General features: G+C 51.5%; 20 protein-coding genes and 1 pseudogene. 5 read left to right on the top strand and 16 right to left on the bottom strand.

Annotation, left to right across the window (positions count from 1 at the left end):
* Positions 1–17 precede the first annotated feature (17 nt).
* From BUA40_RS01155 to BUA40_RS01145, 3 genes are all read right to left on the bottom strand, one after another.
* Positions 18–728: a 3-deoxy-manno-octulosonate cytidylyltransferase gene (locus BUA40_RS01155; protein ID WP_072797430.1), complete on the bottom strand. Its 711-nt coding sequence runs from the start codon at positions 726–728 to the stop codon at positions 18–20.
* Positions 729–738: 10 nt separating this feature from the next.
* Positions 739–1026, bottom strand: a complete 288-nt coding sequence (gene gatC / locus BUA40_RS01150; RefSeq protein WP_072797429.1) for an Asp-tRNA(Asn)/Glu-tRNA(Gln) amidotransferase subunit GatC — start codon at positions 1024–1026, stop codon at positions 739–741.
* A gap of 75 nt (positions 1027–1101) precedes the next feature.
* Positions 1102–3585 (bottom strand): ATP-dependent helicase, encoded by a 2484-nt coding sequence (locus tag BUA40_RS01145; protein WP_072797428.1) that lies wholly within the window; start codon positions 3583–3585, stop codon positions 1102–1104.
* Between the two features lie 140 nt (positions 3586–3725).
* On the opposite strand from BUA40_RS01145, the gene BUA40_RS01140 reads away from it, so the two are divergent.
* Positions 3726–4484 carry a hypothetical protein gene (locus tag BUA40_RS01140; RefSeq protein WP_072797426.1) on the top strand — a complete coding sequence of 253 codons (759 nt, stop codon included), beginning with the start codon at positions 3726–3728 and terminating at the stop codon, positions 4482–4484.
* Between the two features lie 70 nt (positions 4485–4554).
* On the opposite strand, the gene BUA40_RS01135 is transcribed toward BUA40_RS01140, so the two are convergent.
* Positions 4555–6495, bottom strand: coding sequence for a GspE/PulE family protein (locus BUA40_RS01135; RefSeq protein WP_255369150.1), 1941 nt, complete (start codon positions 6493–6495; stop codon positions 4555–4557).
* Positions 6492–7487, bottom strand: coding sequence for a thiamine-phosphate kinase (thiL, locus tag BUA40_RS01130; RefSeq protein ID WP_255369149.1), 996 nt, complete (start codon positions 7485–7487; stop codon positions 6492–6494). Before thiL ends, BUA40_RS01135 begins: the two co-directional genes overlap by 4 nt.
* Positions 7488–7719: 232 nt before the next feature.
* Between thiL and BUA40_RS01125 the strand changes: the two genes are divergently transcribed.
* Both BUA40_RS01125 and BUA40_RS01120 read left to right on the top strand, forming a co-directional pair.
* Positions 7720–8142 carry a hypothetical protein gene (locus BUA40_RS01125; RefSeq protein ID WP_072797422.1) on the top strand — a complete coding sequence of 141 codons (423 nt, stop codon included), beginning with the start codon at positions 7720–7722 and terminating at the stop codon, positions 8140–8142.
* 26 nt (positions 8143–8168) lie between these two features.
* Entirely contained in the window at positions 8169–9143 is a 975-nt protein-coding gene (locus BUA40_RS01120) for a hypothetical protein (protein WP_072797419.1), read from the top strand.
* Between the two features lie 17 nt (positions 9144–9160).
* Here BUA40_RS01120 and BUA40_RS01115 read toward each other — a convergent pair whose 3' ends face one another.
* Both BUA40_RS01115 and efp read right to left on the bottom strand, forming a co-directional pair.
* A complete protein-coding gene (locus BUA40_RS01115; protein ID WP_072797417.1) occupies positions 9161–10300 on the bottom strand; it encodes a fibrobacter succinogenes major paralogous domain-containing protein in 1140 nt (379 codons plus the stop codon).
* Positions 10301–10442: 142 nt separating this feature from the next.
* The gene (gene efp, locus BUA40_RS01110) at positions 10443–11027 is read right to left on the bottom strand and encodes an elongation factor P (protein ID WP_072797414.1); all 585 of its coding nucleotides are present in this window, start codon (positions 11025–11027) and stop codon (positions 10443–10445) included.
* Between the two features lie 41 nt (positions 11028–11068).
* Between efp and BUA40_RS01105 the strand changes: the two genes are divergently transcribed.
* On the top strand, positions 11069–12043 hold the full coding sequence (locus BUA40_RS01105) for a KamA family radical SAM protein (RefSeq protein WP_072797412.1): 975 nt from the start codon (positions 11069–11071) through the stop codon (positions 12041–12043).
* Between the two features lie 139 nt (positions 12044–12182).
* Here the strand turns inward: BUA40_RS01105 and BUA40_RS01100 are convergent, their stop codons facing one another.
* The 7 genes and pseudogenes from BUA40_RS01100 to rpsT all read right to left on the bottom strand — a co-directional run bounded on the left by BUA40_RS01100 (position 12183) and on the right by rpsT (position 19674).
* Complete coding sequence (locus BUA40_RS01100; protein ID WP_072797411.1) at positions 12183–13592, bottom strand: BamA/TamA family outer membrane protein; 1410 nt, start codon at positions 13590–13592, stop codon at positions 12183–12185.
* Positions 13592–16486 (bottom strand): hypothetical protein, encoded by a 2895-nt coding sequence (locus BUA40_RS01095; RefSeq protein ID WP_072797410.1) that lies wholly within the window; start codon positions 16484–16486, stop codon positions 13592–13594. The genes BUA40_RS01100 and BUA40_RS01095 overlap by 1 nt, the downstream gene beginning before the upstream one ends.
* 5 nt (positions 16487–16491) lie before the next feature.
* On the bottom strand, positions 16492–16953 hold the full coding sequence (locus BUA40_RS01090; protein ID WP_255369148.1) for a hypothetical protein: 462 nt from the start codon (positions 16951–16953) through the stop codon (positions 16492–16494).
* Between the two features lie 22 nt (positions 16954–16975).
* Positions 16976–17395, bottom strand: a complete 420-nt coding sequence (locus tag BUA40_RS01085) for a roadblock/LC7 domain-containing protein (RefSeq protein WP_072797408.1) — start codon at positions 17393–17395, stop codon at positions 16976–16978.
* Between the two features lie 425 nt (positions 17396–17820).
* Positions 17821–18384 (bottom strand): annotated as a pseudogene (locus tag BUA40_RS14875) (ATP/GTP-binding protein); the annotation flags it as partial.
* 103 nt (positions 18385–18487) lie between these two features.
* Positions 18488–19321, bottom strand: a complete 834-nt coding sequence (locus tag BUA40_RS01075) for a mechanosensitive ion channel family protein (protein WP_255369155.1) — start codon at positions 19319–19321, stop codon at positions 18488–18490.
* Between the two features lie 92 nt (positions 19322–19413).
* Complete coding sequence (gene rpsT / locus BUA40_RS01070) at positions 19414–19674, bottom strand: 30S ribosomal protein S20 (protein ID WP_072797405.1); 261 nt, start codon at positions 19672–19674, stop codon at positions 19414–19416.
* Positions 19675–19776: 102 nt separating this feature from the next.
* On the opposite strand from rpsT, the gene BUA40_RS01065 reads away from it, so the two are divergent.
* Positions 19777–20916 (top strand): DegT/DnrJ/EryC1/StrS family aminotransferase, encoded by a 1140-nt coding sequence (locus BUA40_RS01065; protein ID WP_072797403.1) that lies wholly within the window; start codon positions 19777–19779, stop codon positions 20914–20916.
* A gap of 10 nt (positions 20917–20926) precedes the next feature.
* Here BUA40_RS01065 and BUA40_RS01060 read toward each other — a convergent pair whose 3' ends face one another.
* Positions 20927–22165, bottom strand: a complete 1239-nt coding sequence (locus tag BUA40_RS01060; protein WP_072797401.1) for a pyridoxal phosphate-dependent aminotransferase — start codon at positions 22163–22165, stop codon at positions 20927–20929.
* Positions 22165–22521, bottom strand: a complete 357-nt coding sequence (locus tag BUA40_RS01055; RefSeq protein WP_072797399.1) for a hypothetical protein — start codon at positions 22519–22521, stop codon at positions 22165–22167. Before BUA40_RS01055 ends, BUA40_RS01060 begins: the two co-directional genes overlap by 1 nt.
* Between the last annotated feature and the right edge of the window lie 10 nt (positions 22522–22531).

Here is a 22531-nt window from a genome sequence, read left to right as displayed (position 1 = left end):
AGGATAACCTCCGTTGGTTATCCTCGACCAAAGGGCTTTTTAAGCGCCACCTCCACCGCATTCACGTCTGAAGGGACATCCACCGAAATCGAAGAGTACTTGCTCTGGACAATGCGAATGGGGCGTTTGCCCAGAATACGCATCTGCTCCAAGGAGCGTTCCTTTTCAACTTCAGTCTGTGGCAAAGACGAAAATTCATCGCGGCACACCCTGGAATAAGCGTAGATTCCCTGGTGCTGGAACCAGCGGGCAGCGTCCTCATTCGCTACCGACCGGGTAAAGTCCACCGCGTAATCGTCTTTCACCAAAACCTTGACCACCGTCTTGAGTTCCGCCTCGGCAGGATTCAAGGGGCACGCGACCGTCACCCATTCATCAGGGTGCTTTTCGAGGGCCGATGCCACATCGCACAACACAGAAGGTTCCACCAAGGGTTCGTCCCCCTGCAAGTTCACCACCAGGTCCAAATTCAAGGCCCGCGCCGCAAAGGCGACTCGGTCAGAACCGGTAGCGGCATCCGGAGTCAAAATAAATTCAAAACCCGCCCGAGAAACCACGTCTGCAATTTCTTCGGAATCGGTCGCGCACACAATGCGGTCAAAACATTCGGCCAAAAGCGCACGCTCTAGGGTGCGCACTATCATTTCTTTGCCTGCGATCTTGATCAAGGGTTTGCCCGGAAATCGGCTTGAACCCATGCGGGCAGGCACTATGCAATGAACAGTCATGGGCTAAAGATTAGCCGCCGATCACCTTCGGAATGGCGAAGTGGTCATTTTCCACTGCCGGAGCATTCATGAAGGCCTTTTCGAGCGAGAATCCCTGCACGGGCACGTCTTCGCGGAGAATCGTGGCGCCGTTTTCGACAGCGGTCATCGGTTCCACGTCGGAAAGGTTCAAAGCCTTGAGAGCTTCAAGGTGGTTGAGCATCTTGTCCAAGTGACCCTTCACGGATTCGATATCTTCTTCGGCGACTTCAAGCCTAGAAAGCTTCGCGAGTTTCAAAACTTCTTCACGTTCGAGCATAAAACCTCTTTTCTTACGGCAACAAAATAGCAAATAATTTCGACGAAAAAGCAACTCAGAGTTGCTAAATGCGCCTTAGCCCACTATTTGCAGCGCCGCATACTTCAAAATAATCGTACGAATGGTCGGATCGTTACCAAAACGCACGTCCACACGGGCATTATCGCCAGTACCGTAGCACTTCACAATAGTACCAACGCCATATTTCATATGGCGCACACGTACACCCGGATGGTACGGATTCTCGCTGAATTCATCGTAGACGACGCGCGGTCCCGAAGGTTCTGCCGGCTTGACAGGGGCGGCCACCTTCACCGGGTTGCGGTAAACGATGTGCTTGTCATTCTTCTTGACGGAGTTCGGAATCGAAGGACGGCTGAACCCGTGCGAACCGAAATTATTCGGGCGCGAAGAACTACCACCGAAACTACCCGAAGGCCTACGCGGGTAAGACGGAATGTTCGGACGCGGCGGACGCGAGAAACCCGACGAGCCGCCGAAATCCTGATTGAAGTCGTTACCGCCAAAGCCGAAATCAGTGCAAGGCGTAAAGTCGACTACCGACGGATCCAATTCCTTAAGGAACCTGGACGGAGCGAACGGACGAATGTTGCCCTGGAAGAAGCGACGTTCCGCGTGGTACAGGTACAACTTCTTTTCGGCGCGGGTACAGCCCACGTAGAACAGGCGGCGTTCTTCTTCCATCTGCTCGTTCATCTCGGCGCCGGACATGGTAGACGACGCACGAATGAGCGGGAAGATTTCTTCGTCGCAGCCGGCGATATGCACAGTGTTGAATTCCAAGCCCTTCGCCATGTGAATCGTCATGAGCGTCACCTGGCCCTTGGAATTGTCCACCTTCTTGTCGGCATCGGTCAAAAGCGAAATATCCTGCAAGAAGGCATCGAGCGTTGCACCCGGATGTTCTTCGTCAAATTCGCGGATGGCGTTCACCATTTCATCCAAGTTACCGATGCGTTCGTCTGCGGTGAGTTCGTCTTCTTTGCGCAGGAATTCCTTATATCCCACATCGGTAATAATCTTTTCAGCCAAAATCGGGAGCGGTGTTTCGCCTGCGGCAAGCAAAGCCTTCCAGCTCTGCACCAAGTCCGTAAAGCCCTTGAGCTTAATCGCCGAGCGGCTTCCGCTGTTGACTTCGGCGAGCAAGTTGTCCCAGAAGGAGCCTTCACCGTTGCGTTCACGTTCGAGAATGTTTTCAACGGTAGTCTTGCCGATTGCACGCGGAGGCGTGTTAATCACGCGCAGGTAGGCGGCATCGTCTTTTTCGTTAGCGAGCAGGCGCAAGTATGCGAGCACATCCTTGATTTCTTTACGGTCCCAGAATCGCATGCCGCCAAAAATGACCGACGGTATACGGCGGTCATTCAGCGCCTTTTCCAAGGCGCGGGACTGCGCGTTGGTGCGGTAGAACACAGCCGTCTTGGCGTAGAAATCTTCACCAGCCTTTGCAATCGTGTCTGCAATGGTAGATGCTTCGGAGCGGTCATCCATAAAGTGGCGCACATGAATGAGTTCGCCAGCGTCTTCTTTAGAGAATACGTTCTTCTGCATTTCTTGCGGGCGAATATTGTGCGCAATCACAGAACCAGCGCCCTTCACGATGTTGGCCGTGGAGCGGTAGTTGCGTTCGAGCTTGACAATCGTCACCGGAGCAAAGTCGCGATGAAAGTTACGGATAATCTTGATATTAGCGCCACGCCAGCCGTAAATACTCTGGTCATCGTCACCCACCACCGTCACGTTCTTGTTTTCGTTGATAAGCAACTTCAAGAGTTCATACTGAACGTCGTTCGTGTCCTGATATTCGTCCACCACCACATAACGAAAACGTTGTGCCAGCTGCGAAGCCAAATTGGGAATTTTTTGCAGCATGTAGACCGTGTTGAACAACAGGTCATCAAAGTCCATGGCATTAGATTCCTTGAGGCGCTTCTGGTATTCAGCATAGATTTTCGCACGAAGGACTTCATCCGGAAAGTTCGCCAAATCCTGCGCGACATCGGGAGTCTGCAGCTGAGCGGCTTTTCCACGATACAAAATCGTGTTCTTGTACTTTGAAATCGCCCCATGCATTTTCTTGACTTCGGAGGGTTCAAAGTTATCGCCCACCTGCTCCTTCATAATTTCTTTCAGGAGCCTTTTCTGGTCGTCATCATCGTAAATCGAGAAATTGCCGTCGTACCACTTGCCTCCCAAAGCATCAAGCACGGACTGCTTGGAAAGGCAAAGCTTCAAAAGGCGCAAGCACACGGAATGGAACGTTCCCATCCAGGCAAAATTCATGTTGGTCGCAAGCAACTTCTGGATACGCGACTTCATTTCGCGAGCGGCCTTGTTCGTAAAGGTCACCGCCAGAATGCGGTCCGGTTCCACGTTATACTGCGAAACAAGGTGAGCAATCTTATAGGTAATGCAACGCGTTTTTCCCGAACCGGCACCCGCCAAAATCAGCATCGGTCCATCAATCTTTTTAGCCGCCGCGGCCTGTTCCGGGTTCAATTCTCTATCTAAAACAGCATTATCTACAATATTCGCCATGGGGGTCCCTTTTAATACACAGATGTGCAATATAGCAAAAATTTCCACAACTGAAAGCCGTTTGAAGATTTCATACATTTTCAAGACATTTTAACTACATTTGCATACATCAAATTATAGACCTATCAGGAGAAAATAAAATGAAAAAAATGCATGTCTTTTTGACTGCAGCACTATTACTCGGCTCTGCCGCATTTGCACAAGAAGCCTCTGCCGTCGTCGCAACAGCATCCGAACAAGAACCGGCTGTCGCCGAAGCCCCCGAAGCAACACCGCAAGCAGCCCCAGCCGAGAAGAAATGGTTTAGCATGCTTGGCCTCGGCTTTGCAGTCCCGGTTTCTAGATACAATATCAACGATAGACACTTTGACGTTATCGGTTACGGTCTCAACATCAACTACATCGGAATGACTCGTACCGGTCTCACGGTCGCATTAAACGTAGACGAAAACGGAGCTGTTTCCAACGATCTCAAGTTTGATGATTCTGACGATGAATGGCAAAGCGGTAGCTATTCCCTATTCAATTTCGGCATCGGTTACACCTTCGGTGTTAACGAACCAATTAGCTTATCCTTACTCGCCACTTTTGGTTACGAAAAGGCAAGATTTGAAAGCGACAAGAAGGAATTCGACCACAAGGATCTCGGCAAAGTCAAAAAATACTTTAGCCAAACCGTCGGTGGTTATATCGGAGGCATCGAAGCCTTGGCCTTCAAGAAAGTTTCTGACCATGCCGGCATATATGCAAGCCTCAGTGCCAGATGGATTGCCGCTTCCGAATCAAGCAGCTCCGTCAATTATGAAAAGGGCGACTTCACCCTTTCCGAAACCTATTCCGATGACGATTCAGGAAACTTTAGCATCGTTCCGTCCGTCGGCGTAATGCTCGGCTTCTAATAGTCAAATAAGCATCAACAAAAAACGGGTGTTCCAAAATTGGAACACCCGTTTTGCATAAATCAGCAAACTAATCATCCGACGTAGAAGCACCGATAGCCTGTTCAAGCGTCGTGTGACCGTCGAGAGCCTTCTGGATACCATCCATACGCAGCGTAATCATGCCGCATTCCTGCATGGCAGCACGCTTAATCACGTCGCCCGAAGAACGCTTGATAATCAGGTTACGCACCGTTTCGTTCGGCACCAGGAATTCGTAAATACCGCAACGGCCCTTGTAGCCCGAGCCTTCACACTTGTCGCAACCCTTGCCGTGGTAGAACTGCATGTCGGGGCTCAAGTGGAATTCGTCACGCATGGCCTGCGAAATTTCAACAGGTTCCTTACAATACTTACAGATGCGGCGCACAAGACGCTGTGCCAGCACACCCTTGATAGCGGTAGACACAAGGAACGGTTCCAGACCCATTTCGAGCAAACGCGGGAATGCACCGGCGGCGTCGTTGGTATGGAGCGTACTGAAGACCAAGTGACCCGTTAAAGCAGCTTCAATAGCCATGGACGAAGTTTCTTGGTCACGCATTTCACCGATCATAATCACATCCGGGTCCTGACGCAGCAGGGCGCGAATGCCCGCCGCAAAGGTAAAGCCTGCGGCGTTGTTGATCTGACCTTGGTTCACACCATCAATATTCAATTCCACCGGGTCTTCCATCGTAGAGATGTTAATCGTGGAATCCAAAATTTCTCGAATAGAAGCATAAAGCGTGGTAGACTTACCGGAACCGGTAGGACCGGTCACCAGCACAATACCGTTAGGAGCATTAATCGCATCAATAAACTGCTTGAGCACGCGCGGGTCAAAACCCATATCCTTCAGCGGGAACTGACCGGAATTCGGGTTCAAAATACGCATAACGATTTTTTCGCAAACGCCGCGCTTACGCAGAGAAATCGGGAACGAGCTCACACGAAGGTCAACTTCGGAACCCTTGTAACGCACGGTAAAACGACCATCCAAGGGTTTACGCTTTTCAGCAATATCCATCTTCGAAAGGAGCTTAATACGCGAAAGAATCTGCGGCATCAAACGTGCCGGAATCGGGGACATCACCTGCAGGTCACCGTCAATACGGTAACGCAGCTTAAGGAACGTTTCCTGCGGTTCCAGGTGAATATCAGATGCCTTACGGGCAATGGCTTCGTGGATCAACGTGGTCACGATTTTCACCACAGCGCGGCCTTCTTCGTCAGAAAGTTCAGGTTCGTCGCTGTTGCCCTGACCGCGTTCCACGGTTTCCAGTTCTTCGCCTTCTTTAGATTCTCCAATAAGTTCAGCAAGAGATTCTTCGTTGCCACTATCACTGTGACCCGCAAAGACGCGTTCAATCGCCTTCATCACGTCGGCTTCGGAAGCCATCACGATGTCGACATCCATACGGACCTTGAACTTCACGATGCTGATCGTGCGCATGTTCGTGGGGTCCGTCATGGCAATGGTCATCACGGAACGGACCTGGCGGCGGTCGTCTTCGCCCTTCTGCACGAACAAGGGAAGCACCTTGTACTGCTTACACATGTCTTCGGGCAAGAAGGTATAGGCTTCCGGGTCAATATTGAAGTTTTCAAGCTTTACGTACGGAACTTCGAACTGTCTCGAAAGAATTTCGATCAAGCGTTCCTCGGGCATGAAGCCCAAGTCCACCAGGGTACGCCCTAGACGCTTGCCCGAAGTCTTCTGCGTTTCTAGAGCCTTGTCCAACTGCTCCTGGGTAATGTAACCCTGAGCAAGGAGCATCTCACCGATACGCATCTTGGTCGAGGACTGCATTTGCGAACCGAGAATGTTCGTCAGCGTTTCTTCGCTCACCATTCCCAAGCGCACCAGGATCTTACTGAGCATAAGACCGGTACGCTTGTGTTCGGCCATGGCATGCGCCAACTGGTCTTCGTCCAATACGCCTTGACGAAGCAGAAGCTGGCCCAAGTTCATCTTATTGCTATTTATCATAAATGCGACCACGCCCGCGGTTGAACGGGCATTTTTTCTCCATTTTTGCAAAGCATGTTCACTGGGTCGCCAACGGATTTTTCCGCAGCATATCCAATTTCGCACACCTCGCCCAATTGGGTATTTTTCATAAATATACTTTTTGGGCTAGAATTTGCAAATAGAAGTTCGTATTCTTCTCCGCCATTTAATGCAAAATTTAGGGGATTTTGGCCATATTTTGCGCACAATCGCAAAACTTCGGGGTCAATCGGGAGTTTTTGCTCGTCAATTTGCAAACTCACATTCGAAGATAGAGCCAAATGGTTCAGTTCCGACGAAAGCCCGTCACTAATGTCCATGCACGCCCCAAAGGCCCCCAAGCGCAAAAGTTCCGCCCCCGCCCGTTCGCAAATCTTGGGCGACAGGTGGTATTCCACCAGCGTCGGGAATTCATCCTTGGCTTCAGGGTGGTTCATCAACAGCCAAAGACCCGCATCCGATTTACCAAGCGTCCCGTTCACGTACAACTTATCGCCCGGTTTTACCGCCGAGCGCAACAGCGGTTTCGAATTTTCATTTTCAAGCAAGCCCAAGAGCGTTGTCGAAAACATTCCCACATCGCCCACGACCGTGTCACCGCCAATCAGCGCGATGCCACGCTTGGCAAAACCCTGTGAAATCGCGGTCTGCACGCGGGTACGGGTTTCTAGGGACCAGTTCTTATTGATGCAAAGCCCGAGAACCGCAAAGCGCGGGATTCCACCCATGGCAGAAATATCGGACACGTTTGAAACGATATGCTTTTCGACCGCCTGTTCCGGCGTTGACCAATCCAACCTGAAATGCGTGTTTTCGACCGACAAATCCTTGGTCACGAGCCAACCGTCAAATTGAGCACAATCGTCGCCCACGCCGAGCCATCCTCTTGTTACGGGAGGTTCTTTTTTAAAGTCGGCGGAGCCCTTCAAAAGGGCCTGAATAAAATTGAATTCGCCTAGGTTAGGAAACATGATTTAGTAGACAGTATGAAGTAGATGGTAGGAAGTATAATAAAAAATATGACTCGCAGGAGCCACTTTTTTATTCACAAATATTCCCGCTTGAGCTTTTAAAAAAAATCGAAATTAACAGTTTGGTAGTAAATTGTTGATAAGTAGAGTGTTTCTTTTGGACAAAAAATATTTTTTGAAAAAGGCGAAAAAATCTATCCACAATTTGGGAGAATTACCTATCTTTTAGGCCATGGGACACATTTTCTTCATCGCTCCGTCCTCCCCCGGTAGCTTAGACCGCCTCAGTCAATGGACATTCCGTTGGCTTTTGGAGCACGGCGATTTGGCAGAAGATTCCACCATGTACACTTGCAATTCAATCGAAGACGCAACGAACCTCCTGGAATCGGCCCTGATTATCGGACAGTCCCCCGCACTTATCATTCTCGACCACGCAGATCGCCCGCACGAACAGAACCTCAAGTTCAGCAAGCTCCTGCACGATGGTATTCCTGAATCGTGGATCGTGGAACTGGTGCCCGACAACATGCCGCTCCCCCAGTGCGACGAAAATTATTACTGGGTCCGCAAACCCGTGAGTGAAGACGAATGGTATAGCACGCTCGAACAGGTGTTGCTCAAGAGCGGATCGCCCCAATGGGCAAACAACTAGCTCTCTCTAAATACTAAATTCTACGCATGATTAAAGGCGTAAGTTATTTTGGCGTGCGTTCGCCCAAGCATGTTCTTGCCGATATGCAAGACATCAAGGCGGCCGGTTTTAACGCGGTTCTCCACACTTGGAGCGAAGAAGACGAACAATATTACTACGGCACCATGAAGGATATCGTGGACCAGTCTGCAGAGCTCGGTCTGACAGTCTACGTGAATCCGTGGGGTGTCGGCCGCGTGTTTGGCGGCGAGGCTTATTCGGAACTCACCGCAAGGAACCATGACTTATGCCAGGTGGCACTCGACGGCAAGCCCAAGGTAGCCGCCTGCCCGAACCATCCGGAATTCCGCGCTTACATGCACAAGTGGATTGAATCTGTTTGCGCTACGAAGGTGAGCACGATTTTCTGGGACGAGCCGCATTTCTATTTCGAGAAGGGCGGCCTTAGCAACTGGAGTTGTCGTTGTGAAAAATGCCAGGCCAAGTTCCGCAAGCAATTCGGGTACAACATGCCCACCGAACTCACCGAAGACGTGAAAATATTCCGTGAGGATTCGCTCATTGATTTTCTGAAAGAAATGACAGAAGATGTTCACGCCCGCGGCAAGCGCAACTGCGTGTGCATGCTTCCGCCGTGGTTCCCCGCAGGCCTCGACGACTGGGGCCGCGTGGCAAGCCTCGAAAGCGTCGACGAAGTCGCATCTGACCCGTACTGGGAAAAGGGAGCGACCGAAGAATGGGTCCGCGAAAAATACGCCGAAACCGCCAAGAAGCTTGTGGATGTCGCCACCAAGTACGGCAAGGCCGTGCAGATGTGGATCAAGGCATACCAGATTGAAGCGGGCCGCGAAAATGATCTCGCTATCGCCGTCGAAGAAAGCCGCAAGGCCGGCATCGACAACATTTTCGGCTGGAGCTACCGCGGCACCGAAACTCTCAGCTGGCTAAAAAGCGAAGACCCCGACGAAGTCGCCCGGGTCTTCAGAAATTCTTTGCGCTAATTATTTCGCGTTAACAGCTAGTTCTGGAGACAGCGAACAGAGAACCCGTAGTGCTTGTTGCCAGTGTTCACGGACGCATCATCGCTGGTGAACAAATCCATGTAGTACGCGCCGTAGCTGCTGTACTCAGTAGCACTCCAGAAGCGGGTTTCGAAGGCATCGTCGTCGAAGGCGTCACCATCGTAGTTCCTTATGCCAACAGGGAGCCCGGTAAAGCCCACGTCATCCGTACCACCGTAATTATCGAACCAGCCCGTCTGCGACTTGAGAACTTTACCGGCATCTGACCCGCCCACTTCAGTAATCAAGGCGTCCCATTCAGCTCGTGTCGGCAAGTGCCAGCCCGGCGGGCAAACACCATACACTGTATCGGGCAAAGTACAGGTCTTGCGGTGACCGCAATCTATAGACTTATCATTATAAAGTTTGGCCGAATCGATTGCCGCCGACCAGGTGTAAAGGCGACCTGCCACGGCACAATTTGCCGTAGTGGTACTATCCGAAGCTCCGAAACACCAACTGCGATCATTAAGGGTTTTGTCAAAGTAATTCAGGTTCTCCGCCATCCAGGTCTGGCCACCAATCTTTATGGTCTTGTACACCTTCTTGTCGCGGCTGTCCGTCATGGTGCCGTAGGTTATATTCGGGTTAAAGCGACACTCCTTAGGAATATTCCAATCCCAGCCAAACTCATCCTCTAAAAGAGCAGAACAATTCAATTCAACAGATGAGCTGCTAGAAGCAGCCTCTCCAGCGCTGCTACTGGATTCCCCACTACTGCTCGGAATGACGGAGGAAGAACTCATGAGAGAGGATGAGGAATTTTCCAAGGCAATGCTACTGCTGGACTCTTCAACGACGCTTATATCAGAGGACGAAGAACTCTGAGTGACAGAAGAGGAAGATTTCGCTGAGTCAATGCTACTGCTGGACTCTTCGACTGCACTCGAGGAAGAATTTGCCGTGGCAACGCTACTACTAGATTCTTTCTTAACGCTGGAAGAGGACTTCGCCGAATCAATGCTACTACTGGACACGTCATTGTCGCTCGGGGTGACAGGGGAAGAACTGCCATCGTCATCGCAGGCGACAAGGAATAGCAGGCAAGCGATTGCCGCAGTCGTTACTAATACATTAGCCAATTTCTTTAGAACCATATAACAACCCCCTTGTAAAGATTTTCGCCTTTAAATCTATAAATTTATTCAACAATACCGGGGCATTGCGGGGTACCCCTCCCCTACAAACAAAGAAAGCTCCCAGCCGAAGCCAGGAGCATTTCTGAAATCTTTTTAAAGCTTACTTAGCTCTTTCGAGGTAAGAACCGTCGCGGGTATCCACGCGGATCTTGGTGTTGTTTTCGATGAAGAGCGGGATCATCACCTTAGCGCCGGTTTCGACGGTGCATTCACGCATCACGTTACCGCTGGTGTTGCCCTGGACTGCCGGAGGAGCGTCGATGATCATGAGGTCAACGAAGGTAGGCGGAATCACTTCGATCGGAAGCGTTGCCTGAGTCTTCGGGTCCTTCCACCAAGTGACTTCGACAGTAGCGCCATCGAGGAGCCAAACTTCGCAGCCATTGAGGGCTTCCTTAGCGATTTCTTCGGTTTCCTGAGTTTCGTTGTTCAGGAAGTACCAGGTAGAACCGTCGTTGTAGAGGTAAGTCATTTCAGTGAAGGTCACGTCGGCTTCTTCAACCGTATCGCCACTCTTCCAGGTGCGTTCGAGGGTGCGGCCAGTCACCAAGTTCTTGATGCGAACGCGGTTAAAGGCCTGACCCTTACCCGGCTTCACGAACTGGTTTTCAATGATTTCGTACGGCTGACCATCAACCATGATTTTAAGTTTCTTGCGGAATTCGTTGGTGCTTACAGTACCCATATTATCCTCTTGTTGATTTTGATTCTAAATTTAGCAATATAATGGAAAGCCCCGTTACCGTTTTTACGCAAATCCCTGACTTTTTGGACTATTTGGGATCCGATTTGGCGACAACTATTGCCAAAACGACCGCACTTGCCAATCTTGACCTGAATCCGAAGTTTCCGTTCCTTTGTTCTAGGCATTATGCCGACCTGATCAAGAAGGCAAACGACCCCGCCGCCCTGTTGTGCGAAATTTTGCCGACCAAAGACGAACTCAAGAAGGTCGATGGATTTGTAGACGACCCCGTGGGCGATTTACCGGCCGGGAAATCCGACTGCGTGATTCAGAAATACGACCAACGCGCCTTGATTGTCTCGACCGCCACCTGCGGTGCCCGTTGCCGCTTCTGTTTCCGCAAGAACTACCCTTTCCAAAACACACCCGACGTTGCACGCCAGGTGAGCCACTGGCTCAATACCCACACCGACGTTTGGGAAGTGATTCTTTCGGGCGGCGACCCGCTGACTCTCGGTCCCGGCGCCTTCCGCGAACTGATTGAAGCGATTGCGATGCACCCCTCGGTCACCACACTCCGCATCCACACGCGCCTCCCCGTGATGCACCCGGACCTGGTGATGCAGCATTTTGAACTGTTGCGCGAACTGCCGGCAAGGTTTAGCTGCGTACTGGTGTCACATGTGGACCACGCCGACGAACTTGACGAAGAATCCGCAACCGTTTTTGCACAACTGCGCTTTAGCGGTTGGACGCTCTTGAACCAGAGCGTGTTGCTGCGGGGTATCAGCGATGACGCCGCCAAGCTCAACGCTTTATGCCGCAAACTTTTTGAACAGGGCGTGCTCCCCTACTACTTGCACCAGCTGGACCATGCGAATGGGGTTGCCCACTTTGAAGTGAGCGATGACGAAGCTCGCAAGCTGATTGCAGAAATTCGCACCAAGTTGCCCGGCTACCTCGTGCCGAAACTCGTCAGGGAAATTGCTGGAGAGAAAAGCAAAACTCCTATTTAGCAATGAGCTCGTGCCAGAGGCACTCTGTGGTATGAGGACGGCACAATGTGCCTTTGAGCTTATATAATCGCAGCTGCGCTGCCAAACTTTGACTCAAAGGGAGCCGGAGGCGACCGACCTCGCAGCTCATAGCTCACACCTAAAATAAAGTTTTTAGTCCGAAACCTATAATGCCGTCGAGGTAATTCTCGCCGTTGCGGAGGGCGTAGTACAGGTTCACGCTCCAGTTGCCACGATACTGCGTAAAGGCGACACCGTAATCGTGTTCCCGTTTCCAGCCATGATCCGGCACAAACGCACGGTAAAGTCCCGGCTGGTAGAACGCCTCAATGCTCAAGTCGTAGCCGTCTTGCCACAGGAGCGCGAATTCGGAATACCCGTAGGCGCGAGTTCGCATAAAGCGAACATCCATGCCCTTGAAGCTATCCATGCCGCCCAGCGCGAAATAATCAAAACGGTCCAAGTCCGCATCCGTCGGGAAGATTCCACCGGCGGCACCGCTAAAGCGCGTAATCCAATTGCCATAAAGCGGCAAATATCGTGAGAATTTAGCCGAGGCCTTCAGGTAATTATCCAAGGAATCGGGACGATCCATATTCCACACAACAGAGCCATCGAAGCGCGTACCCGAGCGCGGCAACACGAAGCGGTCAAGCGACACATAAGAGAGTTCAAACGTTGAAGTTTTGCGGTTGCTACCAACGCCGAGGAACACGCCCACGGCAAAATCAAAGCCGATGTCGCGCGAAATGCCGAGTTCGCCGTAGGCGTCACGAGTCGACGAATCTTCGTCGAAGTAACCGCGGGCAATCACATTCCATTCGGTACCAAAAATCCACGGTTCCTTGTACGAGCCTTCTAGTCTGCGAGCTTCGTCGCCTGTATAACCTTCGATTTGCAAGTCACGGGCGGTTCCGAGAATGTTGTAGAGCGCCACATTCACGTTTCCCTCCCACACATCGGTTTCGCTGGAATAAGTCAAAAGCGCGTACGCCTCGGAAACGGCTGCCGCCTGCATATGATACACCGGAATAATGCGGTTGCGCACCGGGTCACGGAACATTTGCACCGGAGCCGTGCGGTTATAGTAACCAAGGCGCGCTAGCTTCATATCGGAGCGTTCCAAATCTTGCGGCGAAACAAGATCACCGGCGACAATACCCGTCTGCTTGCGGAAAACCTCAAGTTTACTTCCCGAAGAATCCATATTTTCAGGATCTGCCCACACCCAAGCAGAACCTCGGCTGAATTTCAGGGAAAGAACTCCCGCAGAATCGACCGAGCCCTCAAGGTGCGCCGCAAGAAACCCCCGATTTTCATAATAGTCTAAAATACGTTCGCGCGTAAGCGGCCAACTTTCGCAAGACTTACCCACCAACGCCTGCACCTGCGTTTCTTCGTAAGGCTCATGTTCACTCTGCCACTGCACCGATGTAATACGGCAATCTGCAGCAAACGCATGCGCACAAAGCAGAAGCAAAGAAACTAGAATCAACAAAAGATCCTTCGACTTCGCTACGCTGCGCTCAGGATGACACTTAAACCACATCAGAAGTACGCCCTCGCTTCGGTGCTAAGCTTCTGGAAGATATTTTCTTCGGCATCGCCAAACCGCAAAATGTAACTGCAACCCATCGACAAGAAGTCATTCAAATCGACCGAGAGCGAAAATTCAAAACGATACGTACGGCCATCGCTATAGCCGTTCATCACCTGGTAAGGAATAATATCGCCGTCACTATCCACCTGCACCACAGAGAAATTAGCGTACGACTCCACTTTTTTCAAACGACTGTAGCCCAGACGCAAAGCGCCCTCCCAAAGGTTCGATTCAAATTCACCTTCTTCGCGGCCGGAACCATCGGAGCCTTCACCGGTACGATAACGTCCTAGAGGCTGTACATAAAAGCCTTGCAAAAAGTCGAAGCGATAACGGAGTGTTCCGTCGTAAATATCCCAGTTCCATTCCTGCATGGCCGAAAGTTCATTTTCCTGAATCAGCAAAGTGGCGCCCACAAAATGGTCCAAATTAATGCGGTAGCCAGCCTCGAATTCATGCGAGTACGACGTTTCGTAATATGAAATCGAAGAAAGCTTTTTATCAAAAGAGGCTCCCGGCTTATAAGCTAACGACACACCCGAAGGGTGTTGCCAATCCACAAGGCCTTCCACCGCCATGCGGCCCGAGGTCATGTCGTGCAACTGAGACGTTGTCACCGGCGGGAAGTAGATTTTTTTGCCCGTCGTATCACTACCTTCGCCTTCATAAGAACCGCCCAAGGTCACATCGCGCAAGAAACCATCTCGCACACCAAAGACAAGCCCCGGATTAAAGCGGATTTCGATATCAAAAGCGGCATCCGAAGAAAGCACCGCACCTACGGAATCGTTACGGCCCATACCCTCGTAAACGAAGTCGCCATTGTCCACGCCCTCGATATAGCTAGAAGTCAAGCTGTCGTAACGCACGTCGCCCGTTCCAGGCGCCACCGCCTTGTAGACCGCCGTATAGATTTGTTCTTCCGTCAGGCCCAATCTATAAGAAACGTTGCCCTGCCAGCCTAATTCCTCGCCGCCAAAGCGGGAATTCAAATTGCCCAGCCAACTGTTTTCGCTTTCCGAGGAATCTGTGCGCATGCGTTCGTATTGCAACAAGTGCGACAGCGTAAAGTAGCGGCTGTTGTAATTTGCCTCTTGCACCCAAGTAGAAGCCCACAAGGAATCCGCCCATTCATCACCGTAGGTATCGCCGCGACGCTTTGCCATTCGCCCGCCCATGCTTTCACGGATTTCGCCATGATTAAAATAAATTCCCAATCCGCTCGAAGATTTGCCGTAAACCACTTCGTCGTGAACGTCGGAATCCAAGGCATCAATTCTTGTGTACCGCAAATCGCCTGCACCAAACGGGCGCACCATTCCCTGTAGGTATTCGCCATTCAAGGTTCCCTGGTAGCGTTCCATTTCTTGTTCCTGCACACTGGCCACGCGAATCAATGCCAGATTTCCCATAGCATTGCGGTTCCTGTGCTGCAAGCCCATTTCTACGCGAGAAGAATTCCAGTCTTCATCGGCATTGCGGCGATAGCCCCATTGTGCACTTCCAAACCATTCCTTTGCAAATCGCGCCCGCAAGGTGAATTCATCATGCAGCAAGTCATCGTTCAAAAAAGAAGTATCTGTATACGCCAAGTCCCAGCTATCGCGCAGACCGTAAAGATTCCAGTCCAAATCAGAGCCCGGATATTTCAAAATGTCATAGCCCTCTTCCACGCGGTTTCCGTAAACGGACATGGCCAGCGGAAAATGCGTCAAATCACGGGTGGAATCCGTCGTCACGAACCAGCGGAAAGCCTTGCCCGACGAGCCATCGACATGGCTCGACACAATATTTGTGTCCGTACGGTTAAAGGCCATCTCAAAATCAGTATAAAGCTGCCGATTATACTGCGTACGGATACGGGCATTCATACGCTCCGTACGGTCGGGCCTATGCAGCGGAGGCAAAGTATCATCACGAACAAATTCATCACCACGATCCGCCTTAAGCAAGGCATAATCATCATCGGTCCATACGCCGCGCTTAAGGCGGTCTACATCGTTTTCAAGCCTAAAGCCAGAAACATCCAGGTACAAGTTCGGATGTCTGTAACTTGCCGCCGCACCCTTGAGCATGTAGATGTTGTCGTTTTCGTAGGCGTCATATTCCACGCGAATTTCATCGTCAAAGCTCGGGAGAACAGCCCCCTTGAAATCCAGCATACCACCGGCGTAATTCACCAAATAATCACGGCCCCGCGTGAGGCGCACCCCATTCAGCCACACCGTTTCGGACTGCGGCACCACCGCGATAAAGCTACCGTAACCATCAAGCGAATAGCCCAGCTGCTGACCACTTACACCGTTAAACGTTCTCGTAAAATGCTGGACTTCATCCGTACCGATAACGCCGCGAACCTGTGCGTAACCGCCACCGAAATCACCACGTACGCCGCCCATGGCACCGAGGGACGCTCGCGACATTCCTGTGAAACCCATCGAAGAGTCCACCCAAGTCAAGTCGCCCAAATGCAAAAAGTAATGCGGAGATTCCACTCGAAAATAAATCTGGTCCACCTCACGCAAAGTCGCCGTCGTCTGGTCTCCGGCACGGCGCCCCACGTCAGAAAGCAAGGCGTCAATGTACACGCTATCCGTGAGGCGCCCCATAATAGAAAGGCGGAGTTCCTGATCCACCTGGGTACCGCCATCGCCGACGGTAATCTGCACCGTCTTGTAGCCGTGTGTTTCAAGGGAATCTTTTCGAACCGAGGTATCCGCATTTTGATCAAAGGAATTCCCTCGGGCCAAAATGGAAGGATCCCACACCGGCAGGGAATCAATATCCATGCCGAAAGCGCATACCGCAAGCAATAGAAGTCCCAACCAGAACTGCCGGGACATTCCAACTACCTTTCGTTAGATTCTACGATAAACTGGCGGGTCGAAAGCAGTTTACGTCCCGCCACCAAGTCCACACTCCACTCGCCCGGTTTCAAAAGATTCGGCACAATGGTCGTCAGGCAAACGTCCTGGGTCATATCGCAGGCCAGCTTTTGCACCGTGTCGGCACCGTTGAACCAGATGTGCATCAAGGTGTCATCCCCTAGTTGCAACGCCGAAGAAACCGTGGAGTAATAATAAAGACGCATGCCCTCTTCGAACACGCTGTCGACACCGAACGGAGATCCATTCACAATATGGCTACAGACCACGCTTTGTGCCATGGAAAGTTCCGTATCGGCAGAATTCCAAATTGTTTCGGCGCCATGCATGGCAACCACAATTCGGTGAATCAAAAAGCCAAGAAAGACCACCATAACGACAATCGTCGTTTTCCGCAAGTTGCGAAGCGGAGGTAACTTTGTCACGAGGCGGTCCTAAATGAAAGGTTTAACGAACCAGGCTGCTAGTGTTCTGCGTAAATGCAGGCACGGCATCGACCAGCTTTTCGACCAACAGGCGGTTGAAATCTTCGATGCGGTTCGGAAGCTTGGAACCCGGGAAAATCTGCACCAACAAGAGCGCCTGGTCCACAGGAGCAATGTAGATGGAACGGCTTTCACCGGTGAAAGATACTGCCTGGAAATTTTCACCACCGAGCATCAGGCCCACCTGACGGGCGGAGTCGAAAGACGCCGTGCTAAGCACAGCAAGCGGAGTTGCATCTATACCTAAAGAACCAACTTCAGCAATAATCGATCCATCACGATGGCAAAGAACAATATATTCAGCCTTGACGCTTGCCTGGTAGGCAGTCATTAAACGCTGAACCTTGGCGGCATCATCAGAATAAATGGTAAAATCGCTCATTATGCACCCTCGTTAAATTACTTCTTCTTAGGTACGTACGGACGCAATTCAATTTCGTCATCAGCATCGGCAGCGGGTTTCGCTACATCGCGGCCAAAAGTCGGCATACGCGGAACCGTGGTGGCAGCGCGGGGACGACCAAAGGGCGAAGAAGTCGCTCCTTTCTGGAACAGACCGGCGCCGGCAGTCGAAGGCTGGGCAGGAGCCGCTGAAGGCGGTTTTGCCGCAAACGACGGCATACGACGGAACGGAGAGGCCGGCTGGGCGGGAGCTGCTGCGGGAGCCGCAGGCTGAGCTGCAGGGGCAGCGGGCTGGGAAGCCTTCACCGAAACACCTTCCTTGGTAAGCGAGACATCGTGCACGCCGGTATTACCGACATTGGCAGCTGCCTGGCGGAGGAAGCCCTGCTTCACGTTAAACTTTTCAATCACGAGCATGGCAATGGTCTTAAGCGTCGTCACCACACCCTTACCGTTGTGGGCGGTGGCCGGGAAGAAAGGCACATTGCGCGGATTCAGTTCGGCATTCAGTTCATCAAGGGTGAACACGTTGTCCATATCGCGCTTGTTGTACTGAAGCACAAAAGGCATATCATCCAGATCCATGCCGTAATCCTGCAGGTTCTGGCGCAAATTCTGCAAACTTTCCAGGTTTTCTGCCTGACGGGACCTCTGGGAGTCCGCCACAAAAACAATGCCGTCTACACCACGAAGCACAAGCTTACGGGTACTGTTATAATAGACCTGACCAGGAACAGTATAAAGCTGGAACCTTGTTTTGAACCCCTTGATATCCCCTAAATTAAGCGGCAAAAAGTCAAAAAAGAGCGTACGGTCACCTTCAGTCGCAAGGGACACCATATCGGTACGCTTATCCTGGGGCATCTTCTGGTGGATCACCTGCAAATTGGTGGTCTTACCACTAAGGCCCGGTCCGTAGTAAACGACTTTACAACTAATTTCTCGTGTAGCAAAGTTTATCGAAGACATTACACATCCTTGATATATCTGTCCCTAAATCTAATAAAAAAATAAAATCGCAGACCATAAAATCTGCGATTTTAACATTCTAAGGCGGAATATGTCCGAAAATTTAAATTTGCGGAGCATTTGTCCAATGGACAACCCGCTGCGGGAACGGAATCGTAATTTTTTCTTCAGCAAAGCGCTTTTTAATCTCGGCCGTATACTTCCAGCGCAAGTTGAAGTAGTCCTGCGTACGGGTCCAGGCCCTAAAGGTCACATTCACGGCGCTATCTTCGAGGCCCGAGACAAAGAACTGGGGTTCCGGCTTACGCATAAAGAGCGGTTCAGTGGCCACTACGTCACGCATAATGTCAAGCGCCTTTTCCGGGGAGTCCCCGTAGTCGATTCCGACCGTAATTTCGAGCCTGCGAAGCGGATTTTTACTGAAATTCACAATAGGCTGGCCCCAAAGAGAGGTGTTCGGGGACGATACGTAGAGGCCATCCAAAGTACGGAGCGTGGTATTGAAGAGCCCGATTCCGATGATATTCCCCTTGATATTGCCGCATTCAATGTAATCACCAGCCTTAAAGGGGCGAAGGAACAGCAGCAACAAGCCTGAGGCAATGTTTGCCAGGGCATCTTTCAGAGCGAGGCCGACGGCCAAGCTCGCTGCACCTACCAAGGCCACGATACCAGCAGTATTCACGCCCAGCACGTGGAGCACTAACAACAAAGTAACAATGTAGATGCAGTACGAGAATAGCGAATAGACCAGCGGTTTGGCCGAAGAATCAAGCCCACGACTTTCAGCATGGCTAATGACGTACTTCAAGAAAATCAAAAGAAGACGCGCCGCCACCAAAAGCAGCATCGCGATAAACAGGCGCTGAATCACGGAATGATCCAGGATTCCGCCAAAACGAGTTTCAAGAAAAAGCCTAATCGAATCCATCATCATAGACAAATATAGAAAAATGAATATACACGAATAGCCGACACACTCAGTGTATCGGCTTATTCAAATTCGCTCTAAATCGACTTAGCGATTAATTAGGCGAGACCGTTAACGACCTTAGCGGCCTTGGCCTTGTAGTTAGCGACGCGGTTAGCGCAGAAACCGGCACGACCCTTGGCAGCAGCCTTGTCGAGCATGCTAAACAGAGCCGGCATGGCCTTGAGGGCTTCTTCCTTAGAAGTTGCGCTACGGACAGCCTTGAGGGCGGTACGGATAGCGGAACGGGTAGAACGGTTCATGGCATTGGCCTTTTCGGCCTGAAGCAGACGCTTTTTGCAAGATTTGTGTTGAGGCACCTTATTATCTCCGGGTGAAAACCTACTTAAAAATGTTGGTTCAAAGTTAGTAAATATTGGAAATTTTTCAAGGGGTGGGCAAAAATTTATATCTTTGGGCGCATGATTTCCTTTGTAAATTTAACTGCACAACGCGAAAAATACCGTTTTGAACTCGAAAAAGCCGAACGAGAGGTGTTGGATAGCGGTTGTTACATAGGAGGCCCCCAGGTACAGGCACTTGAAAAGGAACTTTCGGAGTATTTGGGCGAAAACACCCACGCGATTACCTGCGCCAGCGGCACGGACGCCCTCACTATCGCCCTGATGACCATGGATTTACACCCTGGTGACGAGGTGATTGTCCCCGACTTTACCTTTATCGCCCCCGCAGAATGCGTCGCCCTTCTCGGCGGCATCCCCCAATTTGCCGACATTGACCGAGAAACCCTGCAAATCGACCCCAAAAGCGTCAAAAAACTGATCAGCAAGCGCACCAAGGGCATTATTGCGGTAAACCTGTTCGGCCAGTGCGCCCCCTTCAAGGAACTGCGCGAAATCGCAACGAAACACAAGCTTTGGATTATCGAGGACAGCGCCCAGGCATTCGGGGCCAGGACCAGCCAGATGGCATGCACCTTCGGAGACATCGCCATTACCAGCTTTTACCCGAGCAAGCCACTCGGCTGCTACGGAGACGGCGGCGCACTCTTTACCGCGAACGAAGCCTTCGCCCAAAAGATCCGCATGATCGCAAACCATGGGAGCGCCGGGCGTTACCAGCACGAAATTGCCGGTATGAACAGCAGACTCGACGCACTGCAGGCGGCGGTTCTCAGAGTCAAGCTCAAGCACTTGGACGAAGAACTTGTGGTCAGGCGCCAAAATGCAGCCAAGTACGACGAATTTTTCGCTGAATACAACTGCATCGTCACTGATGGTCAAAAGATTGTTCCGCAAAAAATCGAAACCGGATGCAAGTGCACCTACGCCCAGTATACGGTTTTGGCCGAGAATCGCGAAAGTTTTATTCAGAAGCTGAAAGCAGCCGAAATTCCCTACTGCATCCACTACCCCGCCCCGCTGCAAGAGCAACCCTGCTTTAAAGTTCCCATCGCTGTATGCGGAATGATGATGACAGAAGAAGAATGGGCCGCAAACCAGACCGGAGCGGAGTGGGCCTCGGAGCACGCCATCAGCCTGCCCGTCTGCGCCTTCACCGATGTAGCTGAAATTATCGAAAAGCTAAAGGCTCACCTGTAGCCCTAAACTGCTATTGCAGTTCTTTCATTCGCTGCACCGCTTCCTTAAAAGTCGCAGGTTCTTGCAACAAGCTAATCACCACCCAGCCGTCTTCGTCGAAATCGAAGAAGAATCCAGGCTGCACCAGTACATGTTTTTCCTTAAGCAAGCGAAGCGTGAGTTCCTCGTCGTCTTCGCCGAGGCGCACGACAGCATACCAGCCGCCCAGAACTTCGGGGCAATACTTGGCCGGGAAAGCTTCGCGGAGCGTCTGCCAATTTGCAAGCAAGCGTTCCTTGACTTGTGCTTCGTAGACTGCGGCCTTGGGCAACAGCGACGTACCCAGCGCCTGCGCCGGAGCGGACACACTCAAGTAAGCGTCTTCCACAAATTCGAGAGCCGCGCGGATTTCTTCAAAGCGTTCACGCGGGGCATAGAAAGCCATCCAGCCGAGCTTGAGTTGCGGCGAGCCGACAGCCTTGCTTAAGCCATTCAGCCAGAATATCGGGCACTTGGGGCCGTTCTCCGGCAAATTGATGAGATCGTTACCGCCCGCATCCCAGAGTTGTTCCTCGCCTAATACATACTTCCAGCTGCGCTGGGCCTTGTTCGAAAAGCCGTAATCGCCGAAGACTTCGTCGACCACAAGAATCATGTCGTTGTCTTCACAGAAGCGGACCGCCACATTCCATTCTTCGCGGGATACGCAATGGCCCGTCGGGTTATGCGGCGAAACCAGCAGCAGGATTTTCGCTTTCTCCGGAGCAGCAAGCAAGCTGTCGGAATCCAACACAAATCGAAAAGAAGACTTCTCTCGTTTCAGCTGCAGAAAATAAGGCGAGCATTCCAAATGTTCCAACTGAGCAAGCGTATCAAGCAGCGGATATCCCGGCATCGGCGTCAAAATTACATCGCCAGGATCGCAGAAAGTCTTGAACAAAACAGAGTAAGCTTCGCTGGTACTTGCGGTCAGAATAATCTGACCCGCGGTAAAGTTTCCGCCGCGTTCGCGGTAATACTCCACCACCGCTTCGCGTGCCGACTTCCAGCCAGCCGCGTCCGGATTCCAGCAACCAAAAGACTCGCGGCCTTCATCGACAGCGGCATCCAGCTCCACCGGCAGTCCCGCCTTCACAGGCGAAGAAACCGTCATGTCGATGAACGAAAGACCACCCTCGGCAGCATCCTTTTTCGCGCACGCCTTCGCGCGTTCCAGTTCAGCAAAGAACGGCGATGGAGACAGATCTTTGGGGAGTCGAGACGAAAGCATTACTTTCTATGTCTGTGGAAAATACCAGCAAGCACCACGGCAATAAAGATACCCGCAGGGAGTACCACCGCAATCGTGAGGAGGATCAGCTTCTGAAAATCAGAGAGTCCCTTGAGCGAGGCTTTGAATTCCTTGAGCCTTGCCTTCAGGCCAGGCTTTGCGGCACCCTCGGCTTCAACGACGGCACCATCAGCAGAAGGTTCAGCCTGGTCTTCTAAACCAGCAAAGGCATCCAGCTTCGGGAACATCGCGAACAACTTGGACGCAGATTCCTTAACAGGACCGACAAAGTTCCCCGCATAAGAGCGGACCTTATCGTAGCGTTTTTTGAAAGGGCGTTTCAGTTGTTCGAGCATAAGCCACCTC

This window comes from Fibrobacter sp. UWT2, assembly GCF_900142545.1.
GTDB lineage: Bacteria > Fibrobacterota > Fibrobacteria > Fibrobacterales > Fibrobacteraceae > Fibrobacter.
Note: the sequence above shows the minus strand (reverse complement) of the source record. Positions and strands in the feature narration are given on the sequence as shown.